This is a genomic window from Komagataeibacter xylinus, from assembly GCF_004302915.1.
GTDB classification, from domain to species: Bacteria; Pseudomonadota; Alphaproteobacteria; order Acetobacterales; family Acetobacteraceae; genus Komagataeibacter; species Komagataeibacter xylinus_C.
Window position 1 is genome coordinate 26930 of the sequence record NZ_QQBI01000012.1, and the last position, 22307, is coordinate 49236.

Genomic DNA, 22307 nt, shown 5'->3' on the forward strand with positions numbered 1-22307 from the left:
CTGGTCGCCCCCGTTGGTCGATGAGGGTGGTTTACGCTGCGCCAGTTTTGCGTATCCATGCGGGCATGGGCATCAGGCCCGCACAGGTCAGGCGACCGCCAGACAGGTTATCCGGCCCGCCCGTAATGTTGGGTGCGGAGATCGGCAGGCCGCGCACGCTGCGTGCGGCGAGGAAACCGAAACATTGCGCCTCCAGCGCATCCCCGTTCCATCCAAGGCGGTCCACGGGTTCGACCGGCGCCCCGAGTGCCGCCTGCATTGCGCGCATGAGCACGGGATTATGCCGCCCGCCACCACACACATACCAGTGCGCCGGGCGCGTGGGCAGGGGCGTGCGGCGAATGGCTTCGACGGTAAAGGCGGCCAGTGTTGCCGCGCCATCCGCTGGCGTGCAGCCTGATACCCGGTCGAGTGCCGTGGCAAATGCCTGCCGGTCCAGTGATTTCGGGGCAGGGCGGGCAAAATAGGGGTCGGCCAGCAGGTCTTCCAGAAGTGTCCGGTTGACCGTGCCCATCGCCGCCAGTTTTCCGTCCACGTCACATGCCGTGCCGGTATGGCGCAGGGCCCAGTCATCGAGCAGGGCATTGCCCGGCCCGGTATCACAGGCATGGATCGTGCCATCCGCATCAACCAGCGTGATATTCGCGACCCCCCCGATATTCAGCACCGCGACCGGTCCGGGCGCACCGTGCAACAGGGCAGCGTGAAACCATGGCACCAGCGGCGCGCCTTCGCCACCGGCTGCGACATCGGCACTGCGGAAATCATGGATGACAGCAAGTCCCGTTGCGCGTGACAGGTACTGCGCATCCCCGATCTGCCATGTGTGGTGGCGGGCAGGGGCATGGAGGATGGTCTGGCCATGGAAACCGATCAGATCGACATCGGGCACAAGGGCCTGCAACTGCCGGGCCGCGTCAACATGGTAGCGGGTTATCTCGTGTTCTACGGCCTTCAGTTCCGGGCTGTCGGGGGGGAGGGCAGTGGCCTCGTCGAGAATTTTTCGGGCACGGTGGCGTAGTGCGGCCGGGTAGGGCAGGCTCAGATCCGGCCCAAATCCTTCAATCCGCTCGCCATCGGTGCGGATGACAGCAGCATCCACCCCGTCGAGTGACGTGCCGCTCATCAGGCCAATGACAGTGAACATATGTTTCATTCCTGCAGTCCGGCAGCCCTGAGTTCCACCACGAAGTCATAAAGGTCGGCACGATAGGATGAGAATGTGACTTCAAGCACCCGGCCATCAGGCAGAAAGGAGCGTCTTTCGATATCCAGTATGGCGCTCGGGGTATCGAGATGCAGCAGTTCGGCCTCATGAACGAAAGCCAGGCGCGAACGGATGCGTTGCAGCGCCCTGACCGGCAGAAGGTCATGGTCCCTGAGGGCCGCGTAAAAAGAGTTGCCCACGCTGTCGGGGTCATCCAGGTACTGTGTTGAAATAACGGCTGTTTCTACCGCCATGGGCTGGCCATTGGCCGTGCGGATCCGTTTGAGGCGCATGACACGGGCCGTAGGCGCTATGCCAAGCGCCATGGCCTCGTCGGGGCTTGTGCGCGCCACATGCTTGTCCAGCCATATCGAGCCGGGCTCATGGCCGCGCGCGCGCATGTCTTCCGAAAAACTCTGGAGGATGGAGAGCGGCTGTTCGATCCGGCCCGACACGAACGTGCCCGCCCCCGGCTTCTGGCTCAGGATGCCCGCGCCGACCAGTTCCTCGAATGCCTTGCGGATGGTCACGCGCGATACCCCGATCCGCTCTGCCAGTTCGCGCTCGGGGGGCATGGCATCGCCGCGCCTGAGCGCGCTGGTGGCAATGAGGTCACGCAACCGGTCGCCTACCTGCAGGTATAGGGGCTTTCTGTCATGCGGGCTGGGGGTTAGGGCCGTAAAAAGCTGTTCGGGTGTCATGTTACCCTTTTTTGGGCGTATGAACCTGCCCAAGGATCGAACGCAGGTTGCCATCATGCGCCACAAGCAGCGCTTCGATCCGGTCGGCGGGAATGCCGGAACAGATCATGACCGCGCGTTTGACATTGAACCGCGTGGCCTCGAGCGCGCTCAGGGCCTGCTGCTCGCTGCTGCCGCTCAGGTTACGGACCATGCGGCAGGCGCGCTGGCGCAGCTTGGCGTTGACCACCCGCATATCCACCATCTGCCCACGATAGGCATGGCCCATGCGGATCATGAGCGTGGTGGAAATCAGATTGAGGGTTGCTTTCTGCGCCGTGCCCGCCTTGAGCCGGGTGGAGCCGGAAATGACTTCCGGCCCGGTCACCACGGCAATACCCAGCTCCGCAACATCCATGAGCCTGCTGCCCCGATTGCACGCGATGCCAATGCTCAGGCTGCCTGCGCCGCGCGCGGCCGCAAGCGCAGCGCAGGTATAGGGGGTAGAACCGCTTGCGGCGATGCCCAGCACCACGTCATCAGGGTCGGGATGGTGGGCAAGGATGTCTGTCCGCGCCACGTCTTCGCGGTCTTCAGCCCCTTCCGCCGCCTGATAGACGGCATCATGCCCACCTGCCAGCAACAGCACGAGCCGTTCTGGCGCCCAGCCGAAGGTGGGGAGCAGTTCCACCCCGTCCTGCATGCCGATCCGCCCCGATGTGCCCGCGCCGACATAGAACAGCCGCCCCCCCGCCAGCAGGCGCGGCAGGGCGGCGTTGACGGCGCGCTCGAGCTCCGGTGTCGCGGCCCGCACGGCGGCAATGGCGCTCATCTGTGATTCCACCAGCGCATCCAGCACGGACGCAACGGGCCAGACATCCACATCCGCATAACGTGGGTCCTGCCCTTCCGTCGCGATGGGCAACACGGGCGCACTGCTGTGTGGGGTCATGTACCATAAACTCCGGGAGAGAAGGGGGAATAAAGGGGGTCAGCCCTGCGGCCCGATGAGGGCAAGGGCCGCGGCGGTGGCCACATCGTGGCGCAGGCGCACGACATTGCCATGGCCCGCGGGGTGCAGGCGGCTTGTCAGGATCAGGACATAGCTGTCACTGTCGGGGTCAAGCCACAGCGACGTGCCGGTAAAGCCGGTATGCCCGAAGGAGCCTACGGGAAACCTGTCTCCCCGGACGGAGGAATAATGCGTGGCAATATCCCATCCCAGTCCGCGCAGGTCGGATTTGCCCCCCGGCTGCTGCGCGGTTGTCATGAGCATGAGGGTCCGGGGTTGCAGCGGGTAGGCCGATGGCCTGCCGGCACGCCGGTCGAGCAGCGCCTGCGCATAGAGGCACATGTCATCCGCATTGGAAAACAGGCCCGCATGCCCGGCCACGCCCCCCATGCGCCGGGCGGAGGGATCATGCACCTGCCCGCGCAGCATATGACCGTTTTCATCCGGCTGGGTGGGGGCAATGCGTGGCCGCCCTGCTTCCGGCGGCAGGAAACATGACTGGCGCATGCCCAGCGGGGTCAGGATGAAACGCGTGGCGTAGGCATCAAGCGTCATGCCCGAGAGTTTTTCAACCAGGAAACCCAGCGTGATGAAATTGATGTCGCTATAGATGAAACCACTGCCGGGCGGCTGTGATGGCGCAACCCCCATGGCCAGGTGGAATGCGGCCTCGCGCCCCTGCCATGGCTGCGCGAGATCCAGATCGGGCGGCAGGCCGGAATAATGGGTCAGCAGGTGCCGGATGGTAATGGCGGACTTACCGGCCGCCGCGAATTGCGGCAGATAACGCGAGACAGGATCATCAAGCCCGAACAGCCCCTGTTCCCACAACTGCATGACACAGGGCGCGGTTATGACCGGCTTGGTCAGGGATGCCATGTCGAATGCCGTATCCCATGTCATGGCTTCGGGCCTGGGGGTAATGCTGCGCCTGCCATATACGGCCCGGTGCACGACCTGCTGGTCATGACCGATGGCGCAGACAACCCCCGGCGCTTCGCCCTGTGTCACGGCCTGCCGCAGCCTGCGGTCCACGCCGCGCATGTCGGGGCGGGCATTGCGGGCGCCGCGCGCATGGGGCGCGCAGGCCGCAAGGGTTGCGGCACCGGCCAGCATCAGGACATGGCGGCGCTTCAGCCGGGGGGCGGCCGGGAAAACATGCATGTGCTAAAGAGTCCGTTAAAAGACGGCATGCCAGATGCCTGATACAGGAATAATACCATTTTCCCCTTGCAATGACAACGATCCGTTTGATCCAGGCCGGCATGGCGGTGCGTGCGACGGAGGGGGAATAGAAAATATCTTTTTAATTCAATGCAAAAAGATTCCATATCACAGATTCTGGTTGAGTCGATACGGAATTATGTTTCGATATCGGATGGTTTTCTGGCTTTCCTATGGTATTGATTCGGTCATATGATCTGCCTTTCTGACATGATGGAACCGGTATGTCCGCAATCGATATCGCGATTATCTGCATCTATTGCCTGACCCTGCCATTCATCGCATTCGCCCTGTCGGGGCGGCAGGATTCGGTTTCCACCTATGTAGGCGGCGGCCACAACCTGCCATGGTGGGTTATCTGCCTGTCACTTGTCGCAACGGAAACCTCGACCCTCACCATCATCAGCATACCCGGCATCGCCTATGGCAGCGGCATGGTGTTCGTGGGGCTGGCGGTGGGGTATGTCATTGGCCGCGCGCTTGTTGCATGGCTGTTCCTGCCCCGTTATTTTTCCGGGCAGGTCAGCAGTGTCTACCAGTATCTGGGTCACCGGTTCGGGCCGGTGATGGAGCGTAGCGTATCCGCCACGTTTCTGGTCATGCGCGTGCTGGCGGAAGGGATCAGGCTGTTTGCGGGCATGCTGCCGGTCGCGGCCATCCTGGCATCCATGCACTTTCCCCTGCCGCAATGGGTGATCATGCTGGCCATCGTGGGGCTCACGCTGTTTTACACGATGTTTGGCGGCCTGCGGGCCGTGGTGTGGTCCGATGCCATACAGCTTGCTGTCTATGTAGCAGGAACGGCGGCCTGCATGGGGCTGCTGTACCATCATGCGACAGACATGCAGATCCATGCGCTGCGGCACTCCAACAGGTTTCACCTGTTCCACAAATCCTCCCACTTTTTCCTTGATCCCTATACGCCCTGCGCGGCCATGATCGGGGGGGCGATCATGGCCATGGCATCGCATGGCACGGACCAGCTGATGGTCCAGCGCGTTCTGGCCGCCCGCAATCTGACGGATGCCAGAAAGGCGTTGATCGGCAGTGGATTCATGGTCGGGTGCCTGTTTGCCATGCTGTCGCTCGTGGGCATGCTGCTCTGGGCGCGCAACGATGAAAAACCGCTGGCTGCAATGGGCTTGCAGACATCGGATGCGCTGTTCCCCGCCTTTATCGTGCATGATCTGCCGCAGGGGCTTGCCGGGTTGCTGATTGCTGGCCTGCTGAGTGCGACCATGGGTTCCCTGTCCGCCACGCTCAATTCCATGACCAGCGCGACATTACTGGATTTTGTCACGCCCTGCCGGGCACTGGCACGCCAAATCGGCCTGTCGGCGCTGGCATTTGCCCGCCTGGTGACCTTGCTGTGGGCTGTGGTGCTTGTTCTTGCCGCGCTGGCATTTGCCCATGGGCATGGGCCTGCGGTTGTATTCGGGCTGTCGGTGGCGTCGTGTTCATACGGGGCGATGCTGGGGGCCTTTGTGTTTGCCATGTTCAGCAGGCACGCGCGCACGCGGGAGGTCCTGCCTGCTTTCGTCATGACGGTCGTTACGGTCTGTGGCATCATGATGTTCTGGCGCCCTTATGGTGCGCCCATCGCCTTTACATGGCTGGTTCCGCTGGGTGTCATCGTGATGTTCATCTGTGGCCTGGGTTTGAGGGCCATTGGAAAACTCCGGCAATGATGGCGCTTTCCGCCTATTCCGTCTCTTTATTTTCTGTTCTGTTTCAAATGACTGCCCGGAACATGCAGCCGGCTCTCCCTGTTTTTTTCAGGTTATTGAAAGAACGTTGGCCGTTTATTTTTATTTCCGAACAAAACAGGGCATGCCAGAGAAAGGAATATCAGTTTTTACAATCCGGTATTCCCTGGTGGATGGATGCCAACCCTGAAAGAATTGAGCCCCATGGTTTCGATTGCGCATCGTGCTTCCCGTCTCGTTAGGAAATCATGCCCCGTGCTTGGTGTTCTGCTGGCATGTGCCACGCCTGCCATTGCCGGTACGTCCGCCCTTCCGCTGATGCCGCAGCCGCAGTCGGTGACGGTCATGGACCCCGCAACCCGGAGTATTGCAGGCGGCATCCGCATTGACTGGACGCACGCGCCTTCTCCACTGCTTCGCCGCGCCGGGCAGCGCTTTGTAGCGCGCCTGCGCAGCATGGCAGGGCAGGAGGCCGGAGGCGCCCCGCTGATACTGCATATCACGACCGGGTATGATCCCGCTTACCTGAGTATTGACGAGAAGGAGGGATATACCCTTTCAACATCCGCAGCGGACGGGATTCACCTCACGGCTTTGGGGCCGGCAGGGGTTCTGCACGGTCTGGCAACGCTGCTGCAGCTTGTCGCGCTTACGCCGCAGGGCCCGGTGATCCCGCATGTCGACATACACGATTCCCCCCGCTTTGCCTGGCGGGGGCTCATGATTGATGTGTCGCGGCATTTCATGTCGGTTGATACCATCGAGCGGCAGCTTGATGCGATGGAACTGACCAAGCTGAACGTGCTGCACTGGCACCTGAGTGACGGTACGGGGTTCAGGGTGGAAAGCAGGCGTTTCCCGCGCCTGCAGGAAGTGGGTGGCCACAACCAGTATTATACGCAGGCACAGGTGCGCGGCATCGTGGCTTACGCTGCTGACCGCGGGATCCGTATCGTGCCGGAATTCGATGTGCCGGGTCATACGCTTTCCATCCTGCAGGCCTATCCGGACCTTGCGGCACAGCCCGTGCCCACGGAACAGGAAATCCACCCCGTCTGCTCGATTACGGTAGATACGCAAAAGACCCAGACAAGCTGTAACAGGGTCTATAACCAGAACAATCCCGCCCTTGACCCGACCCAGCCGCAGACACTGCGTTTTGCAACCGCGCTCTATGCCGAAATGGGGCGTCTTTTCCCCGACCGTTATTTCCATTCGGGCGGTGATGAAGTCGCGCCACAGCAGTGGATGAACAATCCTGCCATTACCCGGTATATGAAGGTGCATGGCTATCGTGATGCGCCAGCGCTCCAGGCCGCCTTTACCGCGCAGGTTGAGCAAGCGCTGGCCCGGCAGGGAAAGATCATGATGGGGTGGGATGAAGTCAGCGAGGCCCCTATCCCGCGCGATGTGGTGGTTGAGGCATGGCGTGGATCAAAATGGATTGGCTCCGCCACCAGGGCGGGTCATCCGGTTGTGGTTTCATCAGGGTATTATCTGGATCTCCTCAATCCATCCGCAACGCATTATCAGGTTGATCCCCTTGATCCCAAGGCGGTCGGCCTGTCCCCCGCCGAGGTTGAAAAGGCCCGTGCAAAGCAGGGGTCAATGATCGATGCCTTTGCGCTGGACCCCAACGCGCCAGCCCTTGACGCAGCGCAGAGCCGGCTGGTTCTTGGCGGGGAAGCGCCATTGTGGAGCGAGATCGTCTCGGATGAGATGGTCGATGCGCGGCTGTGGCCACGTTCCGCCGCTATTGCCGAGCGGTTCTGGTCGGATGCATCCGTGCGTGACGTAGCGGATATGGAACGCCGCCTGCCGGTAGTGCTGCATGAACTGAACATGATGGGATTACAGTCGGAAAGCCATCAGAACGACATGATCGCCCGCCTGGCGCCGCAGAACACCACGCCCCTGAAAGTCCTGACATCCGTCACCAGCCCGGTCAGGAACTATGCGATGAACCGCCTTGCCGCGCATGGCGGGGACGCCATGCTGACCGCCCCGGCCGCGATTGCCAGCCCTGACAGCTTTGATGCCATGAAATTCAACGCGCTGGCAGAACGCTACATAAAGGGTGACCGCGCACGCGCATCCGATCTGCTGGCGATGCTGAGAACATACAGGGCCAATGATGCCGCCTATGCGCAGATTGCGACCACACCCGCGCTGCAGGAGGCAGGAGCAGCATCGCAACAACTGGCACAACTGGCGGAAGTCGGGCTTGAAGCCATGAAAAAGAGAAGTCATGGCCATCACTGGCATAAACGGGTCAATGCCATTCTGGCCAGCCAGGATGCGGCTTTTGCAGCATGCGCGGATGCGGTGGCGGCCCATACCATGCCCCTGCCAGCGTCAGGTCTGCTGATTGACATCCTGCCCGGCCTGCACATGCTGGTCGATCATGCCCATTAACCTCATCGGGATAGCAGGCACCCTATGCGCCGGGTGACAGGCGCGCACGCCTGAACCGCAGGAAGCCGGGCCCCGCTACCGGCGGGGCCTGGCGACGTATGTGCCTGAACATGAAGCCGATGGCCTGCACGCCTGCCGCCATGGCAGGGTGGTGCTGGCGTAATTTTATAAACCAGCAGGAACCGTGACGGGCATGCGCTCTGGCAGCCTGCCTGCCCGCAGAAGGGGCAAGGGCGTTCATTCACTGAACAGGAATTGCCTTGTGGCAATGCCCGCAGCGCCAGTTGCCCAGCCGGTGCCAAGGGTTTCACGCAGGTCCAGTGTCATTTCCCAGTCAGGGCGGGGCATGATGTGGGTTTCCATGGTCTGGCGCAGGACCGCCCCGAATACCCCTTCGCGGAACGGCTGGTCCAGCAGCACGACAACCTGGCTGGGGTCAAACAGCTGCACAAGCTGTGCAACCGCCATCCCCATCGCGCCGCCTGCCGTATGAAGGATGTGGAGGGCATCCGCATTGCCCTCCCGTGCCTGGCGTTCCAGTTCCAGTGGTGTGGTTGGCAGCCCCTTCTGCTGGGCCATGGACCGTATGGCCCTGAGGGAGGAGACCGTGTCCAGGCACCCGCGCTTGCCGCAACTGCACGGGCGGTTGGTCTCGCGCCCATCTGGCCAGACGACTGTCGTATGGGAAATTTCTCCTGCCCCGCCCTGAAAGCCACGATGCAGTTTTCCATCAACGATATGCGCGCAGCCTATGCCGCCATCACCGACAATAATCATGCTGAAATCGGGGCAGTCGCGCATGATGCCGAACAGGTGCTCCCCCTGTATGAGGGCATTGGCATCATTTTCAGCAAATACCGGCACGCCGAGGCATTTTTCCAGTGGCGTGACAATATCAACATTGCGCCATTCCAGCACGACCGATCGATAGCACAGACGCCGGTCACGCGCGACAAAGCCGGGAATGGCAATCCCCACGCCACCTAGCGGGCCCGCCCGGTCTCCTGCCTGCGCCACCAGTTCGCGGATGCCGCGTTCAATATTTTCAATGCATGTTTCAGGATCAGATGCCCGCACAAACTCTTTGTGTGCAATGATTTCACCCAGCAGATCCGTCAGCAGGATGATGCTGGGGTCGGATTGCATCGATACGCCGGCAAAACAGACCGAAACTGCATTCAGCCCCAGCAGGATGGAAGGGCGCCCCTGCCCGAAAACCAGTTCACGCTCACACAGGATATTACGATCCAGCAGTTCACGGGTTAAGGCGGACATGGTCGCCTTGCTCAATCCCGTGATTTCCACAAGCTGGGTTCTGCTGACGGGGCCTAACGTGCTGATTGTGCGGAGTACCCGGTATTGTCCTGATGTGAACATACGCAGCCTCTTCAATCCGGTGGGGACTGTTAATTTTATTTGGTGAACAATATAAGTAAAGTTATTATGATTCCGGAACTTATTCAACGTTTTAATGATCCTGCCTGGCTTTCCAGGCCAGGCATGAAGCCATATAGGGCATCAGCTGGATCATATTCGTCGCGCTTGGGCATGAGGATGGCGTATGGTAATATTATGTGCGGATGTAGGGGGTTCCTACATCGAGTTTGCGCAATCCGATGCCGGTCACAGGCTGACACACCGGCAGCGCGTGCCGACACCAACGCAGGATCTGGATCTTTTTGTTGCCGCACTGGCCAGCCTGGTGGATGGGTATGACCGCGCCATTGCGCTGCACATTGCCATTGCAGGCGTGTGCGCCCCCGTAACCGGGCGGACGCGCGCGGCCAATATTCCCTGTATTTATGATGTGCCGTTGCGGCAGGTCCTCATGCAGCGCCTGCAGCGTGATGTGCTGGTCGCCAACGATGCCCACTGTTTTGCCCTCAATGAAGCCATGCAGGGCGTGGGGCAGGGGCACGACATCGTCTTCGGGGTTATCCTTGGCACAGGGGTGGGGGGTGGCCTGATCGTTCATGGCCGGCCGGTTATCGGGCCGGGCGGCCTTGCGGGAGAGTGGGGGCATGGCCCCTTCATTACCGACAGTGCCCTGCCCGGTCGCGCCCCCATGCTGCCATGCCAGTGTGGGCAGCAGGGCTGCCTTGATACGATAGGCGGCGCACGTGGCATTGAACGGCTGCATACCTTCCTGCATGGGGAGGAACTGGCCATCCGCCCGATCCTGACACATTGGGAAAACGGGGAATCCCGGGCCATCGAGACCGTAAACATATGGCTTGACCGGATGTCCGCCGGGCTGGCCATGGTGGTCAATGTAACCGGGGCTTCCATCATGCCCGTGGGGGGCGGGCTGGCCCATCAGGCCAGGCTGCTGCACGCACTGGATGAGAAAGTGCGCAGCCGGATCCTGCGACAGGATACCGCAGCGCTGGTCGTGCCGGGGGCCCTGCCGGCAGAGTCCGGGCTTGCAGGGGCTTCGTGGTTGAAATCGTAAGGGCCGCGGCACGATCCGAGCCATCATTGCGTTTAAATAATAAATCGCCATGCCGGTATTCTCATCTCCTGCACCCGGTATGGCACTTTATATATGTTGCCGAATTAACACGCTGCCTGAATGCCGCCATATGGGGGAATGAATAAGGCCCGTTCATGAAACCCTATGCTTTTCATTGATAAAATCTGCCTGATGACAAGAGATGAGGCGTGGATCAGGGAAGGAGGCGTGATTGTATACTTTGTTTTTATAATAAAACTATCATAGGACAGATTCCGAACTATTGCACGGATACTGCCTGATCTGCATTATACGTTAAGGAAGCAAAACATTTGTTTCGCGGCTTTTACTCCAAATGCAGGGATCATGCTCATGAAGGTTTCGTACCGTAATCTATCCCTCTGTTGTACTATCTGGGCGAGTCTGGTGATCGTTCCCGCGTATGGACAGGTTTCAGCCGCGACGCGTAACGGGTCCGTCAATACTTCATCGGCAAAGGCCCGTGCAAAACCCCCGGCGAATGCCGCACAGACAAAAACAGCGCCCCTGCCCACACCCAAAGTTGAACATATCACCGTAAGCCGGCATCTTCCGCCCACGGCCAATGGCGTGACCAATCTGACACCGGGTGGCGGCCTGATGCCGCCCCAGACCGCGCCACGCTCACAAAGTGGCCTGACGCGTGACTTTATTGCAAAACAGGCGCCTACGGCCAATATCGCCGCCCTCGTGGCGGACCTGCCGGGTGTGAATTTTTCCAGCCAGGACCCGTTTGGCCTGACGGGAAACAACATGACCATGCGCGGCATGACACAGGCCCAGATCGGGTATCTGTTCGAAGGGGCGCCAATGGCTGACCCCATCAATTACCAGCCCTATAGCAGCATGATGGTTGATTCGGAAAACCTGGGATCGGTTACCGTTTCACAGGGATCACCTGACCTTGACGCCCCGCTGTACAATGCGGTGGGTGGCCAGATTACAGCGACCGAGATCAACCCATCGCATAAACAGCGCGGATTTGTAGACCTGGCAGGCGGCACGCATAGTGGCAACAAGGAATTCATCCGTTATGAAACTGGGGATATCGGTAATACAGGTATCCGGGGCTTTGTTTCATTTTCCCACACCAGCTATAACAACTGGCGCGGACCAGGTGGACTGTTCCGTTACCATGTCGATTCAAAATTTGTAAAGGAATGGGGGGATGGCAACAGCATTTCCGCCGTATTCTCCTTTAACCGGCAGCAGCAGACCTCCTGGAGATCACCGACCCTCAGCCAGTGGAACAAATATGGTGACAGCTTCAATTATGCAGGATCATTCACCCAGGGCGACCCGACATATTACGGGCTGCAGATTACGAACATGAATGCCGAGACGGTTATCCTGCCGTCCCATTTTACATTGACCAAAAACCTGAAGCTACATGTCACCCCTTACTTTGAACATCAGTTTGGCCCGTCCAACGCAGGGGAGAGCATTCCCACAACCGGCGGCTATATGGGCACCCAGCGCTATGGCAGCCTGGTCGGCATACCGACAGGAAACGGATCGGTCCTGACCGAGGGCGTGGATCCGTGGGACCAGAAAAGCGGCTCGCTTAACATGTCCCTCGACTGGACAAGAGGCCATAACAAACTGTCGGTCGGGTATTGGTACAATTATACGTCCCATCAGGAACTTTCCACATTCCGGCAGGTTTACGCCAATGGCTCGTATTCCAACAGCCCCATTATCGATGCCACGAACGGGCGGATCCTGACGGGCTATGACCTGAACTTCAAGCAGCAGGTCAATACGCTTTTCATCGCCGATACCCTGAACCTGCTGCACGACAGGTTGACCCTGAGCGCGGGCTTCCGGGCTGCAATGGTCAGCCGCACGGGCACGAACAACGTGCCGGGAGCCGACCCCTACTACAAGGCGGGCAATTACTTTGAGCCCCTGCCGCAGTTTGCCGCCAGTTTCAAGATCACGCCGCATGACCAGATCTTTGTCAACGGCACGACCGCCTTCCGTGCCCCGGCTTCGGTGGAGGCTTACAGCCAGATATTTGACCCCAATAATTCACATGCAGTCGAACAGCCCGGGTCGCTCAAGCCTGAATATTCCATTGGCGAGGAAATCGGCTTTCGTCATTCCGGCTTTCTCAACGTGGCGGTGTCCCTGTTCAACCTGAACATGACCAACCACCAGGTAACATCCATGAACTACATTCCGGGCACGACGCAGCTGATTTCCGAACCCATCAATATTGGTGGGCAGACATCACGCGGCATCCAGGCTGAAATCGGCCTGCGGCGCTGGCATCATATCAGCCCGTATTTCTCCGGTCAGTACCTGCATGCAACAATGGATAACAACTACAATGCCGGTGGCGGAAACTACCTGCCAACCGCAGGAAAGATTGCTGTTGAATCGCCCAAATTCACCGGTGCGATAGGTCTGAATTATGATGATGGCCGTTTCTTCGGCAACTTTGCGCTGAGGTATGTTGACTCCCAGTACACGACATTCATGGATGACGAGAAAATTCCCTCCTACATCACCTCGGACATCACGCTGGGCTATCGCATGAAGAAGCTTGGCCCGGCAAAGGCGCCGCAGATACAGTTGAACATCATGAATATTGGCGATAACCATTATCTCTCAGGTGGTTCCAGCTTTACCAGCAACGCCCATCCGGTCAACACCGTTGCGGGTGGCCTGTACAGAAGCAGCACGGGTGGTGCGAGCACGTCGGCGCCCATCTATCTGGTCGGGGGCGCATTCGCTGCCATGGTTTCGGTATCGGCAGGGTTCTGATCGGGGCCCTGCGGCCCGGCAGAACGGTTTTACCATTGGTAAAGAGAGGAGGGGCCATTGCCCAGGTTATACCCACAAAGCCCTGCGGGACAGTATGGCTGGCGGCCCATCGTTATCATCGCCTGCCTGTTTTTCATTATCGGTTTTGTGACATGGCTCAATGGTCCCCTTATCACGTTTGTGCAGGTCGCCTTCAACCTGAGTACCGTCAGCGCCTTTCTCGTGCCGATGTGCTTTTATCTGTCCTACCTGTTTTTCCCTCTGCCCGCCACGCTGCTGACCCGATTGACCGGCCTGAAAGGGGGGCTGGTTGTTGCCCTGGTCGTTCTTTCGGCCGGTGTCGCCATTTTTGGCGAATGTGTCAGCATACGCGTGTATCCCGGTGCGCTGAGCGGGCTGTTTGTCATGGGGGCGGGGCTGTCGTTACTGCAGATCACCATAAACCCATATGTAACGCTGCTGGGACCGACGGAAAAAGCGGCCCAGCGCATTGCCATCATGGGTGTGGCCAACAAGATTGCGGGGATCGCGGCCCCTGTTGTCCTTGCGCTGCTGGTCATGCGCAATCTTGGCGATATTGCAGGCCAGGTCAGGGCCGCACCGGATATGGCGGCACGCAACCATATCCTGGATCAGTTCGCCCATGCCGTGCAGATCCCGTATTTCGTCATGGCGGCCGTGCTGCTGGCCCTGGCAATCGGGCTGGCGCGTTCGTCCCTCCCGCATATCGATATTGCCGGCTCATCCCGCCCCGATGCGCCGGTGGCCAGGACATCGCGCCTGTCCCGGTCATTCCGTCTGGGCTTCGGGGTGCTGTGCATGTTCGTTTATGTCGGCACCGAAGTCATGGCGGGGGACGCCATTGGCGTATATGGCAGCAGCCTTGGCATTCCGCTTGACCAGACCAAGTTCTTCACCTCCCTGACCCTGACGGCGATGATGGGCGGATATGTGCTGGGCATGCTGCTGGTGCCGCGTGTCTTTTCACAGGAGCGCTATCTGGGCCTGTCAGCGGTGGCTGGCGTCATGTTATGCGTGCTGAGCTGGCTGACACATGGCTATGCCTCGGTGCTGTGCGTGGCGCTGTGCGGTTTTGCAAATGCCATGATCTTACCCTCCCTGTTCCCCATTGTTATTTCCGATGTGGAAGATCGGGGCGCACAGGCGACCGCCTTGCTGGTCATGGCGTTTTCAGGCGGCTCGGTCATTCCGCAGATCTTTGTCCAGATCGCACCCTTCACAGGCGTGCAGGCAGCCTTCGTGGGGCTGGCGGTTCCGTCCTATCTGTTGATCATTTTCTATAACATCCTCATGCAGCGCCATAATCGGGCGCGTGCTGTTCCGGTCATGATGGTCGAGTCATGAAACCCTATCGCGGGTTGTATATTTATCCGTGGGATATTGTGGACCACGATGATCTGGCCAGCTTCGCGGTGCGCATAGGTGAGATGGGCATCAATACGTTATGCGTTGCGGCAACGTACCATGCCGGGAAATTCCTGCGCCCCCATGGCTTGCGCCAGAAAGTCTTTTTCCCGCAGGATGGTGCCACATATCTTCCCATCCAGCCATGGAGGGGCAGCATCAGCCCCATCATCGCAACGCAGGGACTGGGCATGGAGGCACTGCAGGTGCTGCACGCGCAGGGCCTGCAGGTCGCGGCATGGACGGTCCTGCTGCACAATACCGCGCTGGGTACGCAGTATCCGCAATTCACCTGCCATAACGCGTTTGGCGATCGCTACCCCTACAGCCTGTGCCCCTCCCACGCAGCCGTGCGGGAATATGGTGTCAACTTGTGCCGGGAAATGGGGGCCAACCCCTATGTCAGCCAGATCATATGCGAAACGCCGGGCTGGCAGCCATTCAGGCATGGCTTTCACCATGAAATGAGTTTTCTTGCGCCCAATATGTGGGCCGATACCCTGATGGGACTATGCTTCTGCGGTGCCTGCATGTCACGGGCGGCGGAAGACCGGGTCAATGTTACGGCAGTGCGGCAGCGTGTGGCGGCATGCCTGTCGCGCTACATGGACCGCCCTGATGATGCCCCGCCCGCCGATGGCGCCGGGCGGCTGATGCAGATGCTTGTCTGTGATGATGACCTGCGCGACTTCCTGCGCTGGCGCTGCCGGCAGGTTACGTCCTTTGTGGCGCAGATACGCGCGGCGGTCCGTGAGCAGGTAGGGGTGTATGTCATCCCGTCCGTGATGGAAAATCCGGTTCTGTCATGGGTCGAAGGAAGCGACCTCAATGCCCTGTCGCAGGCCTGCGATGGGCTGGAAGTCTGCCTGTATGGCGGCGATACGCGCGCAGCCGTGTCCCGGCTGGCGGATATTCGCGACATTACTGGCAATCAAGGCAGGGTCCGCACCGTTTTGCGACCTGCCTCAGGTGATTTTGATAACGGAGCGGCCTTTGTAGCCCATGCCCGGACCCTGGCGCGCTGCGGCGTGGACGGGTTCGGTTTTTATAATTTTGGTCATTTGCGCAGGGAAAACCTGCACTGGATCGATCAGGCGGCGCACGCCGTGCAGGCGCAGGTATTGCCGCTGTGAATACTGGATGGAGACTATCATGAAAATTGTCATTTGCCCCGATCGTGAACAGGCGACATTGCTGACGGCCCGGGTCATGGAAGATGCCATTCGCCAGCAGCCAGATATCACACTCGGCCTTGCCACCGGCCGCACGATGGAAAGGGTCTATGCTGCCCTCGTGCAGGCACATCGCGACAGGGGGCTGGATTTTTCACATTGCCGGACATTCAATCTGGATGAATATGTCGGCATATCCGCCTCATCCGCGCAGTCTTACCGCACCTATATGAATACGCACCTGTTTTCACGGGTGAACATCGCGCTATCCGCCACGCATGTGCCCGATGGCATGGCAACGGACCTGGCGGCACGGTGCATCGACTATGAAAAGGCCCTGCACGCCTGCGGTGGCGTGGGGCTCCAGCTGCTGGGAGTGGGGGAAAACGGCCATATCGGCTTTAACGAACCGTTTTCCGCGTTCACGTCACGCACCCGTGTCGTAACGCTGGACCCCGCCACACGCGAACAGAACCGGGGCATGTTCGATGATAACCTCGATCATGTGCCCTATCATGCCGTGACAATGGGGGTGGGCACCATTCTTGATGCCAGGCGCATCGTGGTCCTTGCAACCGGAGCGGCCAAGGCCAGTGTCCTGGCCAATATGATCGAAGGCCCGCTTACCGCCAGCATCAGTGCAACAGCCCTGCAGATGCATGCCAGCTGCCTGGTCATCATTGATGAAGCCGCGGCCGCTTCACTCTCCCGGCGGCCTTTTATCAACCATCTGATGCAACACGATGCCGAACTGCAGGGCCTTCTGTCCTGAATGGGGCGCGCTCTGCATGATGGGCTATTTTTTTCAGGATGATGACGATTGATGGATGACGCAGTTCTGGCTGTTGACGGTGGGGGCACGCGCACGCGCGCCGTTATTGTCGGGTCTGACGGGCATGTGCTCGAACATCGCCTTTCCGGTGGCAGCAACGCCTATGACAAGGCTGATTGGGCGGAGACCCTGACGGGCCTGCTGCAGGGACTGGACAGATACCGCCTGCTCGCGGCAACCATAGGCCTTGCGGGTTATTGTGCCGAGCGCCCCTCATCGCACATGCAGGAAAAGGTCATCCTTGACGCCCTCGGGCCGGATGTGCGCATAGGCATGTGTTCAGACGTGGAAATTGCCTGTGTCGGCGCCTTTCTGGGTGGGCCGGGCATCCTTGCGCTTGCGGGCACGGGGTCGGTCATATGGGCGGATGATCACCGCCATGCGCCGTTACGGATCGGCGGGTGGGGATACATGCTCGGTGATGAAGGCAGTGGCTACTGGATTGGCTGCATGGCCATGCGCAGGGTCGTGCGGTATATTGATACGCGCCATGCGCCTGATGCCGATTTCGCCACGCGGCTGCTGCAGGCGCTGGACCTGCCGGCCAACCCGGACCGGGCGGGCGAGGCGTTGCTGGAATGGCAGAGGGTGCAGCCCCACCCACGCTCCGCCATTGCCGCCCTGGCCCATGTGCTGGACCGGCTGGCCAATGAGGGCAGTGCCGATGCCCGCTCCATTCTTGTCGAGGCGGCGCAATGCCTGGCCACGCAGGTCCGGGTGGCACGCGACCGCCTGCAGGTGGCTCTGCCGTGGAGTTATGGGGGAAGCGTATTCCGCAGCCGGTTTGTCATGGAGCAGATGACGGAGCTTCTTGGTGAACAGCCGCATATTCCACAACTGCCACCCATTGGCGGCGGGGTCATACGGGCCGCCGCGCGTGCGGGCTGGCACATGGATGCGGCATGGCTGGAACGGCTGGACGCCGATCTGGCGCACAAATACTGAAAGCGGAAAAAAGACCATGAACATCAGTGGACAGCTGGTCTGTGCCGATCAGATCCTGCCCGGCACGATGTCCTTTGACACGTTGATCGGGGATATATCGGCGCGGCCTGACGCCCCGCAGCGCTATATCCTGCCCGGTTTTATCGACGGGCATGTCCATGGAGGCGACGGGGCGGATACCATGGACGGGGCCGATGCGATCCGCCGCATGTCCCGCTTCCATCTCTCCCACGGCACCACGACCATCCTGCCCACCACCATCACACGGCCCTGGTCCGATGTGATGGATGCCTTGCGGGCCGTGGCGGAAGTGCGGCATACGGGCAACCCCAACGGCCCGTGCATCCATGGGGCGCATCTGGAAGGGCCCTTTGTCAGCCCGCATCGTCTTGGCGCGCAGCCGCCTTTTGCAATCGCGCCGGACCCGGAGCATGTCACACAGGCCCTGTCGCTCGATATCGTGCGTGTCGTAACGCTCGCCCCTGAACTGGCGCATGCGGGTACCGCCATCGACGCCTTTGCCAGGGCCGGGGTCCGGGTCAGCCTGGGGCATAGCGTGACGGATTATGAGGGCGCGCGGCAGGCCATCTGCCGCATCTGCACCGCAGGCGGGGTAACGGGTGCCACGCATCTGTTCAATGCGATGAACCCCATAGAAGGCCGCCGCCCCGGGCCGGTGACCGCCCTGATGTGTAGTGACGTCACCTATGCCGAAATGATTTACGACACGCATCATGTCCATCCCGCCTCCTTCCATCTGGCACGGCGGATGATGGGCTCGAGGCTGCTGTTCGTAACCGACGCCATGCGGGGAACCGGCATGGGTGAGGGCGAGAGCCAGCTCGGTGGCCAGAGGGTCCATATTGCCAACGGCACGGCCCGGCTGGAGGATGGCACGCTGGCGGGCAGTATCCTCACGCTTGATGTCGCGCTGCGCAACGCGGTGCAGGCAGGCATATCATTGCCCGAAGCCGCCCGCCTGGTCAGCGGGAATGCAGCACGCTACCTTGGCCTGCCAGACCGGGGGGAACTCACGGTCGGGCGACGGGCCGATTTTGTCGTTCTGGACCCGAACCTGCATGTCGAGGAAGTCTGGGTTGCGGGGCAGCGCCTGCATTGATCTGGCTACAGGCACGCCTGCCCGGCTGAAATGACCATAAGCAGGGCGACAGAAGCGTTTGTGCCGTAATACGGACCCGATGAGGGCACGGCATGCAGCGATATGGCCGCGGGTGGACGGCGCCCCCTGCGCCATGATTGCGTCAGCGCTCCCCACATTGCCAACCTGCCATTGCTGATGTTGAACCGGAAGCACTTTCCATTTGAGATGAACCTTTCCCCAATGCCATTCATTTAAATGGCGGAGGGGCGGGATGGCCTTGTGCAGGAGGCAAAGGGTCGCCCCGGTAATTATGGTGCGGGACCATGGTGGTGACGACCAGGTACAAAACATTGACAGAAGTAAGCGGGTGCATGCTGCTGCCAGGTACCCGTAAAGGATAGGCCAAGGATAGTCATGGAAAAGCAGATTCATTCAATTTTGGAGCAGATGGACGGATTGCTTCCACTCGTGCTGGGATATGCAAGTCAGTTTCTGCTGGCGCTGATCGTTCTTTTTGTGGGCTGGAAGCTTGTCAACGCCATAACCCGTGCCATGGACCGGATGATGGAGGCCAGCCATATCGAGCCGACACTGCGCGGCTTCCTGCTCAGCGTGGTCGGGCTGTTTCTCAAGGCCCTGCTGCTGATCAGCGTGGCCTCCATGGTCGGCATTGCAACAACATCATTCGTGGCCGTTCTGGGCGCTGCGGGTCTGGCGGTTGGCATGGCATTGCAGGGCAGCCTCGCCAACTTTGCCGGTGGCGTGCTGATCCTGCTGTTCCGCCCGTTCAAGGTGGGGGATTCAATTACGGCAGGCGGCAGTTCAGGAACGGTTACATCAATTGAAATGTTTCGCACCGTGCTGCTTGATGCCAATAACGAGATTATTTACGTGCCCAACGGCACATTATCAAACAATATCGTGATCAACAGTTCAGAGTCAGACCGGCTTGCAGGCGCGGTCAGCCTGCTGATTGATTACAATGATGATCTGGACAAGGCGCGCGCGTTGCTGCTCGGCCTTACGGAAAATGACACGCAGGTGCTCAAGGCCCCCGCACCTTCCGTTTCCTTCCTGCCTAAGCCTGCAAACATTCAGGTCACGCTGGGGTTCTGGTGCGCGCCGGGTGACGTGTCGGGACTGGTTGCGAAATATTCCGAATCCTCGATCAAGGTGCTTCAGAAGGAAGGGTACCGCCTTGGTGTCACGGCGCGTAATGCCGCATGATCGGGAATGGACCTGTAACGGGTCTGTGCCGGTCTGACACGGCACTTCTGGCACGAGATCGTGGCACGGTAAGATTGCGCGCGCAGGTCCTGATCTACCCGATGCTGGACCTGTTTCGCGATGAAGATGTGGCCTTTGCCCATCGCCTGTGGCAAGCGCCCATCCCGACTGATCTTATGGCCTGTGCAAATGCGGTGCACGGTTTCGACCTGTTGCCTTCCTGCCTTGCCAGGCGTGTTTGCCATGACGTGCATCGCCTGCTGTGACACGGATGTTGCTGTTAGGTTGGTCAATTTTTTCAGTTCCAACCGGGTTATGTTAGCCCGTTATGGTTTTTATGGGGGAGGGAAGGGGCATGTCCATGCGTGTCGGCATTGCGGGCTGGTCGACTTTTTCCACGATGGCCAAAGTGTTGCAGTTACCCGTTACCGGCACGCAACTTGAACGGTATGCCGCTTATTTTTCAACAGTCGAGATCAACTCCAGCTTCTATCGCCCCCATCGGCGCACGACTTATACGCGCTGGGCTGCAAGCGTGCCGCCTGCGTTCCGTTTCTCCGTAAAACTTCCCCGGACCATCACGCATGAACACCGTCTGGTCGACTGTCAGGCGCTGATCGACCGTTTTGTCGAGGAAACGGATGGCCTTGGCGAAAAACGCGGCCCTGTCCTGGTTCAGTTTCCCCCCAGTTTCGCTTATCCGGGTGATATTGCCGTGCGTTTTTTCCATGAACTGCGGACGAGGCTGGCCGGGGCCATCGTTGTCGAACCCAGACATGCAAGCTGGTTCCAGCCAGCAATAGACCAGATGCTGGCAGGACTGCGGATATCACGCGTTGCAGCGGACCCGGCCCGCCCGGCTCCTGCGGCACAACCGGGCGGCTGGGGCGGGCTTGCCTATTTCCGGCTGCATGGCACGCCGCAAATCTATAAGTCACGTTATACGCACGAAGCCATTGAGGCGCATGCAAAAGTCGTTGCAGCCCTTGCCGCACGCGGCGCCGAGGTCTGGACGATCTATGACAACACCACGTATGGGGCTGCCGTGCAGAACGGGTTCGAACTTATGGAAGCCTGTTCTGGCAATATTGGAAAATAATACGTTTTCCTTTTTTCATGACATGTCAGGATATGATTCAAGGTTTTCATGAACAATTCCTGATGGTTCCGGTGTCCGCCAGGAGAATGCCCCGAAGATGTTTGCACAATGGCGTTAGCGCCGCCGCAATATATCTGCCCGGTTCATAACGTCGGCCATGTGCGGATATGCCTCAGGTGGTGCAGCAAACCGTATTGTGATAACCCATGGTTACTTTTGCCAGAAAGGAAAATGATAAAACCATGTCCATTCGTGTCGGTATTGCGGGCTGGTCGACCTTTTCTTCCATGGCCAGATTTTTGCGGTTACCCGTTACCGGTACACCACTTGCACGTTATGCCACCTATTTTTCAGCTGTTGAGGTCGGTAACAGTTTTCATCGGCCCATTCGGCGTTCGATTTACGCACACTGGGCTGCAAATGCGCCGCCTGCGTTCCGCTTCTCGGTAAAACTGCCCCAAACCATTACGCATGAACTCCGTCTGGTCGGCTGCCAGGCGTTGCTCGACCGCTTTGCCAGGGAAACGGATGGCCTTGGCGAAAAACGCGGCCCTGTTCTGGTTGAGTTTCCCCCCGATTTTGCCTATCCGGGCGAGAGTGCCGTGCGTTTCTTCCAGGATTTGCGGGCCAGGTTTGCCGGAGCCATTGTTGTGGATCCCAGACATGAAAGCTGGTTCCAGCCAGCGGTAGACCAGATGCTGGCAGAACTGCAGATATCACGCCTTGCAGAGGATCCTGCTCACCTGCCTCCTGCGGTGCAACCGGGTGGCTGGAGTGGATTTGCCTATTTCCGCCTGCTTGGCTCTCCGGATATCTATAAGTCACGTTATACGCAGGAAAATATTGAAGCCCATGCAAAAGTCGTTGCAGCCCTTGCCGCACGCGGCACCGAGGTATGGACGATCTATGGCAACACCACATATGGGGCAGCCGTGCAGAACGGTCTTGAACTGATGGAAGCTGTGCGGGCGTTATCGGGAAATAATGCGGTTTAAGTTTCG

Annotated in this window: 19 protein-coding genes; 14 read left to right on the top strand and 5 right to left on the bottom strand. The window is 59.6% G+C overall.

All coding sequences use genetic code 11. From position 1 onward, the window contains the following. Positions 1-31: 31 nt before the first annotated feature. Genes DV027_RS09095 through DV027_RS09110 form a run of 4 tightly spaced genes read right to left on the bottom strand, consistent with a single transcriptional unit; the run spans position 32 to position 4063 of the window. Entirely contained in the window at positions 32-1156 is a 1125-nt protein-coding gene (locus tag DV027_RS09095; protein WP_408884461.1) for an anhydro-N-acetylmuramic acid kinase, read from the bottom strand. Beyond that, positions 1153-1908, bottom strand: coding sequence for a GntR family transcriptional regulator (locus tag DV027_RS09100; protein WP_130731498.1), 756 nt, complete (start codon positions 1906-1908; stop codon positions 1153-1155). The genes DV027_RS09095 and DV027_RS09100 overlap by 4 nt, the downstream gene beginning before the upstream one ends. 1 nt (position 1909) lies before the next feature. Next, entirely contained in the window at positions 1910-2839 is a 930-nt protein-coding gene (locus DV027_RS09105; RefSeq protein WP_130731499.1) for an N-acetylmuramic acid 6-phosphate etherase, read from the bottom strand. Positions 2840-2878: 39 nt separating this feature from the next. Then, positions 2879-4063, bottom strand: a complete 1185-nt coding sequence (locus DV027_RS09110; RefSeq protein WP_130731500.1) for a serine hydrolase domain-containing protein — start codon at positions 4061-4063, stop codon at positions 2879-2881. Positions 4064-4347: 284 nt separating this feature from the next. On the opposite strand from DV027_RS09110, the gene DV027_RS09115 reads away from it, so the two are divergent. From DV027_RS09115 to DV027_RS09125, 3 genes are read left to right on the top strand one after another with little or no spacing between them, the layout of a single operon-like run. Beyond that, positions 4348-5811 carry a sodium:solute symporter gene (locus DV027_RS09115; protein ID WP_130731501.1) on the top strand — a complete coding sequence of 488 codons (1464 nt, stop codon included), beginning with the start codon at positions 4348-4350 and terminating at the stop codon, positions 5809-5811. Continuing rightward, a complete protein-coding gene (locus DV027_RS09120) occupies positions 5808-6071 on the top strand; it encodes a hypothetical protein (RefSeq protein ID WP_130731502.1) in 264 nt (87 codons plus the stop codon). The genes DV027_RS09115 and DV027_RS09120 overlap by 4 nt, the downstream gene beginning before the upstream one ends. Continuing rightward, the gene (locus DV027_RS09125) at positions 6034-8244 is read left to right on the top strand and encodes a beta-N-acetylhexosaminidase (protein WP_130731503.1); all 2211 of its coding nucleotides are present in this window, start codon (positions 6034-6036) and stop codon (positions 8242-8244) included. Before DV027_RS09120 ends, DV027_RS09125 begins: the two co-directional genes overlap by 38 nt. 237 nt (positions 8245-8481) lie before the next feature. On the opposite strand, the gene DV027_RS09130 is transcribed toward DV027_RS09125, so the two are convergent. Further along, positions 8482-9621, bottom strand: coding sequence for an ROK family transcriptional regulator (locus tag DV027_RS09130; protein ID WP_130731504.1), 1140 nt, complete (start codon positions 9619-9621; stop codon positions 8482-8484). 184 nt (positions 9622-9805) lie between these two features. Between DV027_RS09130 and DV027_RS09135 the strand changes: the two genes are divergently transcribed. The 11 genes from DV027_RS09135 to DV027_RS09185 all read left to right on the top strand — a co-directional run bounded on the left by DV027_RS09135 (position 9806) and on the right by DV027_RS09185 (position 22301). After that, a complete protein-coding gene (locus DV027_RS09135; RefSeq protein WP_130731505.1) occupies positions 9806-10696 on the top strand; it encodes an ROK family protein in 891 nt (296 codons plus the stop codon). A gap of 609 nt (positions 10697-11305) precedes the next feature. After that, positions 11306-13504: a TonB-dependent receptor gene (locus DV027_RS09140; RefSeq protein ID WP_242621819.1), complete on the top strand. Its 2199-nt coding sequence runs from the start codon at positions 11306-11308 to the stop codon at positions 13502-13504. Between the two features lie 57 nt (positions 13505-13561). Continuing rightward, positions 13562-14869, top strand: a complete 1308-nt coding sequence (gene gluP / locus DV027_RS09145; protein WP_130731506.1) for a glucose/galactose MFS transporter — start codon at positions 13562-13564, stop codon at positions 14867-14869. Then, entirely contained in the window at positions 14866-16062 is a 1197-nt protein-coding gene (locus DV027_RS09150) for a hypothetical protein (protein ID WP_130731507.1), read from the top strand. The genes gluP and DV027_RS09150 overlap by 4 nt, the downstream gene beginning before the upstream one ends. A 19-nt stretch (positions 16063-16081) precedes the next feature. Next, the gene (gene nagB / locus DV027_RS09155) at positions 16082-16873 is read left to right on the top strand and encodes a glucosamine-6-phosphate deaminase (protein WP_130731508.1); all 792 of its coding nucleotides are present in this window, start codon (positions 16082-16084) and stop codon (positions 16871-16873) included. Between the two features lie 51 nt (positions 16874-16924). Continuing rightward, positions 16925-17878 carry an N-acetylglucosamine kinase gene (locus tag DV027_RS09160; protein ID WP_130731509.1) on the top strand — a complete coding sequence of 318 codons (954 nt, stop codon included), beginning with the start codon at positions 16925-16927 and terminating at the stop codon, positions 17876-17878. A 16-nt stretch (positions 17879-17894) separates the two neighbouring features. Then, entirely contained in the window at positions 17895-18998 is a 1104-nt protein-coding gene (gene nagA, locus DV027_RS09165; protein WP_130731510.1) for an N-acetylglucosamine-6-phosphate deacetylase, read from the top strand. Between the two features lie 390 nt (positions 18999-19388). Next, positions 19389-20207 carry a mechanosensitive ion channel domain-containing protein gene (locus DV027_RS09170; RefSeq protein WP_207303459.1) on the top strand — a complete coding sequence of 273 codons (819 nt, stop codon included), beginning with the start codon at positions 19389-19391 and terminating at the stop codon, positions 20205-20207. Beyond that, positions 20204-20473, top strand: coding sequence for an alpha/beta hydrolase (locus DV027_RS09175; RefSeq protein WP_242621820.1), 270 nt, complete (start codon positions 20204-20206; stop codon positions 20471-20473). Before DV027_RS09170 ends, DV027_RS09175 begins: the two co-directional genes overlap by 4 nt. A gap of 89 nt (positions 20474-20562) precedes the next feature. After that, positions 20563-21306 (top strand): DUF72 domain-containing protein, encoded by a 744-nt coding sequence (locus DV027_RS09180; RefSeq protein ID WP_130731512.1) that lies wholly within the window; start codon positions 20563-20565, stop codon positions 21304-21306. A gap of 242 nt (positions 21307-21548) precedes the next feature. Further along, positions 21549-22301 carry a DUF72 domain-containing protein gene (locus DV027_RS09185; protein WP_130731513.1) on the top strand — a complete coding sequence of 251 codons (753 nt, stop codon included), beginning with the start codon at positions 21549-21551 and terminating at the stop codon, positions 22299-22301. Positions 22302-22307 lie beyond the last annotated feature (6 nt).